This window comes from Hyphomonas sp. UBA3195 (genome assembly GCF_002366485.1).
Classification (GTDB): Bacteria; Pseudomonadota; Alphaproteobacteria; order Caulobacterales; family Hyphomonadaceae; genus Hyphomonas.
This window is the reverse complement of sequence record NZ_DEXB01000036.1, coordinates 22,698-33,643: the sequence shown is the minus strand read 5'-3', so window position 1 is coordinate 33,643 and position 10,946 is coordinate 22,698. Positions and strand designations below refer to the sequence as shown.

Sequence of the window (10,946 nt, the reverse complement as noted above, 5' to 3'; positions counted from 1 at the left end):
CTTGCTTGGTAGGCCTGATTGGCGGCTACCGGATGATACTGCCCAATTTTGACCGTCAAGAAAAGACCAAAAAGGGCGCTGAGGCTGTGTAATACGTAACCTGTGGTCAATGCTGGGTTAATAATCGGTCTGGTAGGGAAAACCTTCGAATCTGGAATACATGCGATCCTGATGACTATTTTACGCTTTGTTTGCCTTGTGATTGCCTGTCTGGGTGCGGGTTTTGCCGCATCCGCCGATGTCAGCCGGGTGCAGGTTGTTGGCAATGGAGAGCCGACTCGAATCACCGTGTGGGCAGATTCCGAGCAGGAAGGTCGCGCCTTCCTTGCCGAATCGGGAAACGCTCGCAGCCTCGTGCTGCCAGTTGATGGGCCAGTGACCCCTGCTGTGGGTGATGGGGGTGGTGGTGTTGCCACCTGGGCGCTCTCCGAGGGAACGCTCAGTTTTGCGCTTGAGCGCCCGTTGATGGTCGCGCGGACCTTGTCCCTGCCACCTGCGGGCAACGAGCCATCCTACCGGGTAATCGTTGACCTTCAGACCGTGTCGGCCGCGCGCTTCAGCAGCGTGGCGAAGAAAGATATGCGAAAGCTTGCCTCCTATCAGGCCAAAAAGCGCAAGGAAGAACTCGCAATTGAACTCGCATCAATGAGACCTGATGCTCCGTTGCCAGCGTCCCAGCGCGTCGCAAACCAATCCTACACGGTTGTTATCGATGCGGGGCATGGTGGTAAGGACCCGGGTGCCATGGCGATTACAGGCGGTGTGGAAAAGGACATCACCTTGCGGGCGGCACTCGCACTCAAGAATATCCTTCAGGCGGACCCCCGCTATACGGTGCGGCTGACGCGCGACACGGATGTCTATGTCGACCATGAGGTGCGCGTCAGCATGGCGCGCGATTGGGGCGCTGACCTGTTCATTTCCTTACATGCGGACGCTGCGGCGAGTCGCGACGTTGCCGGCGCATCCGTCTATACGATCAGCGCGAGTGGTGAGCGCCGGATCGACAAGGAAGCCAATCGCAACAATTGGCGCATTCCGCTCGAGGACGGCGCCCCGCAACGCGTCAGTGGCATCCTCGAAGATCTCGTAAAACGCGAAACCAAGACGCACTCGTCTGAATTTGCGGAAATGCTTCTGCCGGAACTGGAGAAGTCCGGCCCTGTGCTGCGCAATACACACCGCGAGGCAGGCTTCTATGTTTTGCTGGCGCCGGATGTTCCGGCGGTGCTTCTGGAAATGGGCTTCGTGACGAACCGGGCCGACGCAACGCGCCTGCAGTCCGACCGCGACCTGCGCAATGCCATGTCGGCGGTCAAGCGCGGCATCGACCGCTTTTTTGACAAGCAGGACATTCTGTTGGCGGGACAGGGCTAGAGCGGGGGAAATCCCTTGCAGCGGCGCACCGTTACTGAGAAGTTGGCTCCTATGATATTGTTGCGTTTTCTTGTGGCGTCGTCGCTTCTGGCGCTGTCAACGTCGTGTTCAAGTGGTGGATTGAGCCATTTGGATTCTTCGCTCGTCCACAATGGTCGTCCGACTGAAGCCGAGGCGTACAGCGATTTTCTGATCGCGCGCTTTGCGGCGATGACCAATGATCCCCAAAAGGCGGCCGAGCATTACGCTCTGGCGATTGATTCTGCACCGGAGAAATCTGGTATTGCTGATCGCGCCTTGTTTGCGTCGCTTCTGTCTGGCGATTATCGCGAAGGCGTGCGGGTGGCGAAGCGGGCAAACACCCTCGGCAGCGAGGCCGCTCTCGTTAGATTGACCCTGGCTGTGGAAGCTCTTCGGGTCGGTCGGGAAGATGACGCGAAGCAAATGCTGGAGCAGTCTCGTTTCGGGCCGTTCAACCGCATGATTGCGCGCGGACTGTCGGCTTGGCGCGTAGTTGATATACAAGGGACGGATGCAGCCGTCCGGTATCTCGAAGATGGCCTGTCTGGCGATCCACGGCTGGACAGCGCAACGCTCTACATGATGGGGCTGATCGAGATGTCGGCCGGTAATGATGATGCCGCGCTGTCGGTTTTTGACACGCTGTGGGATTCGAGCGCCCGCCTTGCCGTTGGTGTGGAAGCACATGCCCAGCTGTTGGCCTCCCGTGGGCAACGTGACAGGGCGTTGGAAATCCTGAATACGTTTGACCAACAAGTTGGCCATAACGCCTCTATTGCGCGCCTGAGCCAGGCGATTGCATCGGGCGACAAGATCAAGGTTCGGAGGCTGACCCCGGATGAGGGGGCCGCGCTGGCCATCTATGTTCCGGCGGCCGCTTTGATGAGCCAGACAAGCGATGATGTCTCAGCCGTATACTTCGTGCTGGCGCTGGCACTTGATCCGGAGCTTCACGTTGCGCGATCCCTCTGGGCACAATCTCTCTCGAATGCGGAACGCTGGGACGAAGCCATTGGCGTGCTGGCGCGTGTGCCTGAAACGTCGGCTTTCTATGCTACTTCGCGGGGGCAGATCGCCTGGGCCCTGCAGCGCAGTGGACGCAGTCAGTCTGCCCTCGCCGTTGCCGCCGAGGCCCTGGACCATTCTCCGGACAGGGGCTTGCAGATCCAGATTGCAGACCTCTATCGCGCTGTTGGGAGACAGGAACAGGCAGAGGCCTTGCTGACAGAGATCATCCGCGATGATGCAAGCCACAAGCGTGAGGACTGGCGATTGTTCTATGCGCGCGGTGTATCACGTGGAGAGCTCGGCGACTGGCCCGAAGGTGAGCGCGACTTGCTGAAGGCTTTGGCTCTGCAGCCGGACGACGCATCACTGCTGAATTATGTCGGCTATTCCTATGTTGATCGGGGTGAGCACCTCGACTTCGCCATGGATATGATCCGACGGGCTGCGGAGATGGAGCCAAATGAAGGCTACATCATCGACAGCCTTGGCTGGGCGCACTACCGGCTGGGGGATTACGAGACTGCTACGCAGCATCTGGAACGCGCAGTCGAGCTTGAGCCTGGCGATCCTGTTCTGAACGATCATTTGGGTGACGCCTATTGGCAGACCGGCCGCAAGCTTGAGGCGCGATTCCAGTGGCGGCGTTCGTTGACGCTCGATCCTGCGGATGGCGAGCGCGACCGAATTGAGGCCAAGCTGGTCGCCGGTCCGAACGTGCCATTGGTCAAACAGGCTGAAACTGGTGCAGGCGCGCAACTTCCCAAGCCTGTTCGTCCCTAGTCGCTGTGGCAGTCTGACATGCCGACATCTCTCGCGCCCGCCAAGGTAAACCTGTTCCTGCATGTCGGAACCGTACAAAAAAACGGCCGTCATCCGCTCGATTCGCTCGTCATGTTCGCAGGGCCGGAAGCGGCCGACCGGGTATCTGCTGAGTCCGCAGATACTCTGACCCTCAGTGTCGCGGGGCCACGATCCAGCGGCCTGGAAGTCGGTGGTGACAATCTCGTCCTGCGCGCAGCGCAAGCTCTGTGCGTGGCCGAGGGCCGATCGCACGGTGCTGCGCTGACGCTTGACAAGCATCTTCCCGTGGCAGCGGGAATTGGTGGCGGTTCGGCGGATGCCGGCGCGACGTTGCGCGTTCTTCAGAAATTGTGGTCATTGGAGCGCGATCTTGTCCGACAGGTCGCGGTGCCGCTGGGCGGCGACGTGCCTGTTGCGCTGGAAGGGCGGACGGCGTTGATGCAGGGCGAAGGCGAACAAGTTCGCCCGCAAAAGAACCTCCCTCGATTGCCAGCTGTTCTGGTGAATCCAGCGGTCGACTGCCCGACCGGGCCGGTTTTCCGGGCCTTTGACGCAGAAGGGGGCATAAGTGCTTTCAGCGCCCTCGAAGCCGTGCCTGAAATGCGGTCGCCGGAAGAGTTGATCGCATGGCTGGCGCACCAACGTAACGATCTTCAATCCCCAGCGGTGCGCCTTGTACCAGCTATCGGGGAGGTGCTTGACGTCCTCAATGTGGTGCCGGGAAGTCGTCTCGTAAGAATGAGTGGATCGGGCGCAACCTGTTTCGCGCTGTTTGCAACCGATGACGACGCACAGTCTGCGGCAAGGGATCTTGAGCGCGCCCATCCCAAGTGGTGGATTCGTGCCACAAGCTTGGGGGACGCGCGATGACGATTTTCTACCTCGTTGCCGGAGCGGCGTTGATTTCTTTCGTCCTGTGCACCCTGGCGCGTCATTTGCCGCTGCTCGATGCTCCGGATGGTGGCCGTAAACAGCAGGCAGCGCCTGTGCCTCGCACGGGCGGGATCGGTATCTTCGGCGCGATCCTGATTACGCTGGGTGCGTTCGCGGTCATGGCAGAACCCTCGTCATTGGCTCAGATGCCCGCGGGCAGGATTTTGTTTGCAGTTGCGCTAGCCGTCACGCCTTGGGCAATCGGCTTCCTCGATGACTGGCTCGGCCTGTCAGCCTTGTTGAAGCTCGCGCTGCTGTGCGGTTGGGCTGTCATTGCGGCCATACCATTCTTCATGTCGGGCGGGACAGGTGGATGGCTCCTTGGTATTGCGGTCATTGTCTGGCTGATCGTGATTACGAATGCGGTCAATTTCATGGACGGTGCCAACGGCCTCGCGCTGGGATCGATTGCGATCATGCATGTGGCTTTGTTCCCGCTCTTTGCCGTGCTGATGCTGTGCTTTGGTAGCTGTGTACCCGACCCGATCGGGGAATTTGCCATGATCGCCCAGTTCGCTATGTTCGGAGCTGTGCTCGGCTTTCTTGTGTGGAACTTGCGAGGCGGCCTCTATGCCGGAGACTGCGGATCTCTAGGCGCCGGCGGACTGTTTGGCTTGATGGCCGTCTACCACCTTGGCGACGGCATGGACGGCGTTCGCGCCGCGCTTCTGGCGCTCACGCTTGCCCTGCCGTTTCTGATTGACGTCTTGCTGACGCTAGCGTGGCGCACATTCAAGGGGCGCAATCTTCTTCAGGCGCACACCGATCACGCCTATCAGCGGCTGATTGCCCGCGGTTGGGGCCACCTCAGTGTCGCGACCTTCTGGTGGAGTATGACACTGATTTGCGCGGTGATGGGTGTGGTCACCATGTTTGGCGCAGCAGAGTCCACTGACCAGGCCGATGATTTCCCGGTTCTACAATTGACGGCACTGGTTGCCCTTGCCGCTATCGGATCAGTCTTTTGGTGGCTCGAACGCTCGCGGACTCAGTAGGCCCGGCTAACGCAGAAATCGGCCAGATCTTCGAGTGCGCTGCGATAGGGGGACTCTTCGAGCGTTCTCAGCGCGCCCTTGGCCAGCGCAGCATAGGCCTCGGCCTCCTGAACGGTGGCGTCTGCAGCCCCAGTGGCCCGGATCAGATGAACAGCGTGAGCCAGATCGGCGTCCTGTTGCGTTTCGGAATTCATGGCTCGGTCCCAGAACAGACGGTCTTCATCTGAGCCGCGTCGCTTCGCGACGATGACGGGCAGTGTAATTTTGCATTCGCGGAAGTCATCGCCAACTGATTTGCCAATTACCGACGTGGTGCCACCATAGTCCAGCACGTCATCGATGATCTGGAAGGCGAGACCCAGATTCTTGCCGTATGTGGCAAGCGCATGAGCGTGATCATCACTACCGACCGACATGGCGCCGGTCTCGGCAGCGGCCTCGAACAGCGCGCCAGTCTTCGCTTCAATAATTGCCAGATAGTCTTCGGTTGGCAGATCCCGGGCCTGCATCGCGGCCAACTGGCGAACTTCGCCTTCGGCAATCACCGTGGATGCTGTGGCGAGCCGGTTCAGGATTTCGAGACTGTTGGTTTCAACCAGCAGGTTGAACGCGCGCGCAAACAGGAAGTCCCCCACCAGTATGGAGGCCTTGTTGCCCCAAATTGCCTTGGCAGCAGGTTTCCCGCGTCGCAGATCGCTTTCGTCCACCACGTCATCGTGCAGCAGCGTGGCGGTGTGGATGAACTCCACGGCCGCTGCAAGAGCATGTGTTGCCCTGTTCGGCGTGCCCACGGCATGTGCAGAAATGAGGGTTATCAAGGGTCGCAGGCGCTTGCCGCCCGCCGACACAATGTAACCGGACAGATCCGGAATGACCGATATCGGGCTTGCTGCGCGGGTCGCCAGCAAGGTCTCGACCTCACCGAGGTCCTTGGCCACGAGCGTTTGCATCCGATCCACAATGGAACCGACTGCCTCTTTGCCTCTTGGTTTTGGCGCAAGGGTCACGTTTTCACTGGCTCCCATCATTTCTCTGACGAAATGGGAAATAATCGTAGGATGGGTTCGCATCAAGCGCGACGTGGCACCCCGACGCATCTCACAGCGAAGTGTTGTGGCGAATCCTCGCCGTGTGTGCGAAACATTCAGGCAATTGGGCCGTTGAGAATATTCCAACAAGGAAGGGTTCCCACATGAAGCCATATGCAATTCTGCTCGCCGCTGGCCTGCTCGCTGCATGTACGTCGAACGCGGCCTACGGGCCCGCATCCAAGTCCGGAGCGATGGGCTATTCCAGCCAACAGATCGAAACGGGCCGATACCAGGTCTCCTATACCGACTCCAGTCCGTCGAAGGCGCGTGACCGGGCCTTGCTGCGTGCAGCTGAACTGACGCTTCTGGAGGGCTCTGACTGGTTTGAGATAACCAGCAGCTTTGCCGAACGCAGTGAAGACAGCCGTAGCGGTGGTTCCAGCGTCTCCATTGGCGGTTCATCGGGCTCTCGCGGCCACAGCAGCGTCGGGGTCGGCGTAGGGATCGGCATTCCGCTAGGGGGTGGCAATAGCGGGTCGGTTACCGAAGTCCTCGAAATCGTCACCGGCAAAGGCGACAAACCTGATCGGCCGAGTGTCTATGATGCCCGCTCAGTGGATATCAATCTGCGCGGTTCGGCGACCGAATGAAGGAAGTCTTTCGCACCAATGATGTCGTCAAGCTGAGCTATGTTGAGCACCTGCTGCAGGAGGCGGGCATCGAATATTTCATCGCTGATCAGCATATCTCCGCTGTCGAGGGCAATATCGGCGCGTTTCCGAGGCGCGTCATGGTGCCGGAGGAATTGTTGCCTGCTGCCGAGGCAGCCTTGGCCGAAGTCGAACGCGGCTAGTGGGGCAGATCACAGAAGATACCCTTTACCAGGGGCGGGTCACCCTGTTCCAACCTGAAAAGGGCTTCAGAGCCAGCACAGACTCGCTGATGCTGGCCGCGGCCCTTCCCGAAAAGTCCGGCGGCGCGGCCCTTGAAATAGGCTGTGGATGCGGTGGGGCGCTGATGACGGCCGCATTTCGATTGTCGCAGATGCAGGTGACAGGCGTGGATATTGATGCGGTCATGACTGACCTCGCACGGCAATCTGTCTCGTCAAACAATTTCAAAGACCGAGTGAGTGTCGAGACTGGCAATGCCGCCGACTGGGTACGCGACAAGGAAAATCGGTTCGATCTGGTTTTTGCAAACCCGCCATATTTCGAGCCAGGAAGGATCTCCGCGCCGGGAGCGGAGAAAGCTGGAGCATATCTCGAATCCCTCAGCCTCGATGGTTGGATCAAGGCGATGGCGTTTGCGGCCAAGCCGCGTGCGCCCATTGTGATAATTCATCGCGCTGCCGAACTCGCCCGAATTCTCGCTGTGCTGGATCGCCTGACGGGAGAGATTACCGTTCTGCCCATCGCGCCGAAACATGGCGAAGATGCGCGCCGGGTTTTGGTGCGGGGACGCAAGGGATTGAGACGGGGAGAGGTGCGTTTGCTCGCGCCCCTCGTCACTCACACCGCCGACGGTGAGGCCAGTGAAGCGCTGGATGCGATCCGTCATGGCAGGGCGATCGACTGGTAATCCAGATTTTCTGGGAATTGCCACATTTGCAGGCTAGGGTCTGAATTGAGGTAAGGGCATAGAAAAAGGAGTTGGCCATGTTCGGCCTGTTGTTCTTCGGCTTTCTGTTCATTGGTCTGGTCCTGGCCTTGCTGGGGCATGGCGGGTTTTACCGCATGGTCACCGGGCGCGGGGCAGGGTCAAATGATCATGATGAATCTCGTGGGTCATTCTGATCGCATTCCCGTGCTTGCTTCGCCCTGCGCACGGCTGTAACCCGACACCCAATCGATATTCGGATCTGCCCCATGACCGCACCCAAAGCGCACGCCAAACCGAAATCCTTTCAGGACCTCATCCTGACACTTCAGGCCTATTGGGCCGATAAGGGCTGCGCGATCCTGCAGCCCTATGACATGGAAGTCGGCGCCGGCACCTTGCACCCGGCGACTGTGCTGCGGGCATTGGGGCCAAAGAACTGGCGTGCTGCCTATGTCCAGCCCTCGCGGCGGCCGAAGGATGCGCGTTATGGGGAAAACCCCAACCGGCTCGGCCATTATTACCAGTTCCAGGTCATCCTGAAGCCTAATCCCGACGATTTGCAGGACCTCTATCTGGAAAGTCTCTACGCCATTGGCATCGACCCGACTGTTCACGATATTCGCTTCGTCGAAGACGACTGGGAGAACCCGACTGTCGGCGCCTGGGGCCTTGGCTGGGAAGTCTGGTGCGACGGGATGGAAGTCAGCCAGTACACCTACTTCCAGCAGGTTGGCGGACTGGATGTGTTCCCGGTCTCTGGCGAATTGACCTACGGGCTCGAACGCCTCGCCATGTATGTGTTCGGCGTCGACAATGTCTATGATCTGCCCTTCAACGATCCGGACAGCGCAGTGCCGCTCTCCTATGGCGACGTGTTCCTCGAAAACGAGAAACAACAATCAGCGTTCAATTTCGAGCATTCCGATGTCGAGATGCTGAAGCGCTGGTTTGCCGATTGCGAGAACCAGTCGAATGCCCTGCGCGATGCAGGCAAGCCGTTGCCAGCTTATGATTACGCCCTCAAAGCCTCGCACACGTTCAACCTGATCGACGCACGCGGCGCCATCAGCCCGACCGAGCGTCAGGCCTATATCGCCCGCGTCCGAGACCTCGCCCGCGGCGCCGCTGCGCAATGGGCCGAGCAGGAAGACGTTTCCGCCTAGATTTAACCTCTGACTGATTTGGTCATTCGGCTTCATGGGGATAGTCTCTTCCGGTGTGGGAGGACGCGTCATGTTACGTTGGATACTCGTTTGCCTTGTCGGTCTGTGTCTCGTGCTTGGCGCGGACGCGAAGACCAAACGTGCCCTGATCGTCGGTGTCGGCGACTATGAGCAATTGCCAGACCTGCAAAAGACGACCGGAGACGCCACGGGCTATTCCGAAGCGTTTGGGGGCGAGCTGGGCTTTGAAGTCACGCGCCTGATAGATCCTGGCACGATCGACTTTCTCGAGGCACTGGACGGTTTTCTTCAATCCATTGAGCCCGGCGACGAGGTCGCTTTCATCTTTTCCGGACACGGCTGGTCGGATGGCGCCGACAATTTTCTGGCCATGACCGATGCGCCGCTGGAATCGTCTGAATTCGCGCTGCGCCGCCAGACTGTGTCGCTATCGACTGACGTGCTCGCAGAGATCAAGGCGCGCAAACCGGGCCTGTTGTTTGCCATCGTGGATGCTTGCCGGGACAATCCCTTCGATACAGGAACCCGCAGCGTGACGCGCGGACTGTCGCGGCTGGAGATCGTGCCGGGCACACTCGTGGTCTATGCGGCAGGCACCCGCCAGAAGGCGCTCGACCGGCTGGGGCCGGAGGATGAGTCCCCGTATTCGGTCTTCACGCGCAGCCTGTTGCCGCGCCTCAGCGATCCGGCCAATCCCTTGTTGCGCAGCGTGGACGAAACTCGCAGCGAGGTCGCGATGCTCGCCTCCTCCATAAATCATGAGCAGCGCCCCGCAATCTATTCCGACGTTTCGCTCGACTATTGTTTTTCCGGGGAGTGCCGCCTGAAGACGGTGCTGGACCAGGAGACGATGGATTGGGTCGAAATCTCCAGCGTGGGCTATACGACCGTCGATCCTTGCACCAAATACGCCCGCCATCTGGAGCAATATCCCGACGGGAAGTTCGCCGAGGTGGCGCGCCGGAACCTCGCTAATCCGCCCTGTGCCCGAACGCGGTTGCAGCTGAAATCTGTATCCTGGTTCGGAGACTTGGACGGCCACACGGACGAAGTCTATGGCGTAGACTACAGCCTGAGCGGACGCTACGTGGCAAGTGCATCAGCCGATCACACGGCGCGTCTCTGGATCGTCGGCATGACGCCAAGCCTTTATGGCCAGTCGACCGAACTGAAAGGCCATACCGCGCCGGTCCTGACTGTGCGGTTCAGCCCAAATGAAGAGCGCCTCATCACGGCGTCCGAAGACGGCACGGCGCGCATCTGGAGCGCGCTGGGCGAAGAGGCGCGGCTGGTGCTTGATGGACATCTGGGCGTTGTTTCCTATGCTGAATACAGCCCCTTCGGGGACCGGGTGGTTACGGCCTCATATGACGAAACCGCACGTATCTGGGACGCCCGAACGGGCGAGGAGGTGTTGCGCCTGACAGGGCACTCCGGCGCAGTCCGTTCCGCGCGGTTCAATTTTGATGCAAGCCGGATCGTCACAGCGTCGAATGATGGTACGGTCCGCGTCTGGGATGCGGAGACGGGCGAGCAGCTCCGCATGGTCGAATCCGGAGAGGTTCCGGCTACTTACGCCACGTTCAGCCAAGATGGAGACCGCATTCTTGTCGCCTCAGCGGACAAGGCGGCCCGTATTTGGAGCGCGGACGGTGAAGTTCTCGAACTGACCGGCCATGATGCTCCACTGTGGAATGCTGCTTTCAGTGCAGACGGGGAATTCGTGGCGACCAGTGCGATGGATTTGTCCGGCAAGATCTGGGATGCCGAGACCGGAGCCTTACTTGCCGGGGTGCAGGATCTGAGCATGTTCGGCGCCAACTGGATTGAGTTTGCGCCGGATGGCAAGAAGCTGGTCGTGTCCATGAAGGGCGGCGCATTGCAACTCTGGCAGCTCACTTTCGGGGCTGACTAAGCGCCCCATCTGCACGTCCGGTGCTTGACCCTGCCGCCCGCGCTAGTATGCCGTGCAGGCTTGTAACTACTGGCTGGAC

Annotated in this window: 11 protein-coding genes; 10 read left to right on the top strand and 1 reads right to left on the bottom strand. The window is 59.7% G+C overall.

Going from position 1 to position 10,946, the window contains the following annotated elements; translation table 11 throughout:
* Positions 1–171: 171 nt before the first annotated feature.
* The 4 genes from B2344_RS11265 to B2344_RS11250 all read left to right on the top strand — a co-directional run bounded on the left by B2344_RS11265 (position 172) and on the right by B2344_RS11250 (position 5,135).
* Entirely contained in the window at positions 172–1,377 is a 1,206-nt protein-coding gene (locus B2344_RS11265) for an N-acetylmuramoyl-L-alanine amidase family protein (RefSeq protein WP_290485237.1), read from the top strand.
* Positions 1,378–1,506: 129 nt separating this feature from the next.
* Positions 1,507–3,186 (top strand): tetratricopeptide repeat protein, encoded by a 1,680-nt coding sequence (locus B2344_RS11260; RefSeq protein WP_290485236.1) that lies wholly within the window; start codon positions 1,507–1,509, stop codon positions 3,184–3,186.
* An 18-nt stretch (positions 3,187–3,204) separates the two neighbouring features.
* Complete coding sequence (locus B2344_RS11255) at positions 3,205–4,077, top strand: 4-(cytidine 5'-diphospho)-2-C-methyl-D-erythritol kinase (RefSeq protein ID WP_290485235.1); 873 nt, start codon at positions 3,205–3,207, stop codon at positions 4,075–4,077.
* The gene (locus tag B2344_RS11250; protein WP_206992613.1) at positions 4,074–5,135 is read left to right on the top strand and encodes a glycosyltransferase family 4 protein; all 1,062 of its coding nucleotides are present in this window, start codon (positions 4,074–4,076) and stop codon (positions 5,133–5,135) included. Before B2344_RS11255 ends, B2344_RS11250 begins: the two co-directional genes overlap by 4 nt.
* Here B2344_RS11250 and B2344_RS11245 read toward each other — a convergent pair.
* Complete coding sequence (locus B2344_RS11245) at positions 5,129–6,085, bottom strand: polyprenyl synthetase family protein (protein ID WP_290485234.1); 957 nt, start codon at positions 6,083–6,085, stop codon at positions 5,129–5,131. The two genes, B2344_RS11250 and B2344_RS11245, sit on opposite strands and share 7 nt — an antisense overlap.
* Before the next feature lie 242 nt (positions 6,086–6,327).
* On the opposite strand from B2344_RS11245, the gene B2344_RS11240 reads away from it, so the two are divergent.
* The 6 genes from B2344_RS11240 to B2344_RS11215 all read left to right on the top strand — a co-directional run bounded on the left by B2344_RS11240 (position 6,328) and on the right by B2344_RS11215 (position 10,867).
* Positions 6,328–6,816 carry a CC0125/CC1285 family lipoprotein gene (locus B2344_RS11240; RefSeq protein ID WP_034814019.1) on the top strand — a complete coding sequence of 163 codons (489 nt, stop codon included), beginning with the start codon at positions 6,328–6,330 and terminating at the stop codon, positions 6,814–6,816.
* Positions 6,813–7,019 carry a DUF2007 domain-containing protein gene (locus B2344_RS11235; RefSeq protein WP_290483685.1) on the top strand — a complete coding sequence of 69 codons (207 nt, stop codon included), beginning with the start codon at positions 6,813–6,815 and terminating at the stop codon, positions 7,017–7,019. The genes B2344_RS11240 and B2344_RS11235 overlap by 4 nt, the downstream gene beginning before the upstream one ends.
* Positions 7,020–7,108: 89 nt before the next feature.
* The gene (locus tag B2344_RS11230) at positions 7,109–7,747 is read left to right on the top strand and encodes a tRNA1(Val) (adenine(37)-N6)-methyltransferase (RefSeq protein WP_290485233.1); all 639 of its coding nucleotides are present in this window, start codon (positions 7,109–7,111) and stop codon (positions 7,745–7,747) included.
* 77 nt (positions 7,748–7,824) lie between these two features.
* Positions 7,825–7,962: a hypothetical protein gene (locus tag B2344_RS11225; RefSeq protein ID WP_156947859.1), complete on the top strand. Its 138-nt coding sequence runs from the start codon at positions 7,825–7,827 to the stop codon at positions 7,960–7,962.
* 72 nt (positions 7,963–8,034) lie between these two features.
* A complete protein-coding gene (locus B2344_RS11220; protein WP_290485232.1) occupies positions 8,035–8,931 on the top strand; it encodes a glycine--tRNA ligase subunit alpha in 897 nt (298 codons plus the stop codon).
* A gap of 70 nt (positions 8,932–9,001) precedes the next feature.
* On the top strand, positions 9,002–10,867 hold the full coding sequence (locus B2344_RS11215; RefSeq protein WP_290485231.1) for a caspase family protein: 1,866 nt from the start codon (positions 9,002–9,004) through the stop codon (positions 10,865–10,867).
* Positions 10,868–10,946: the final 79 nt, after the last annotated feature.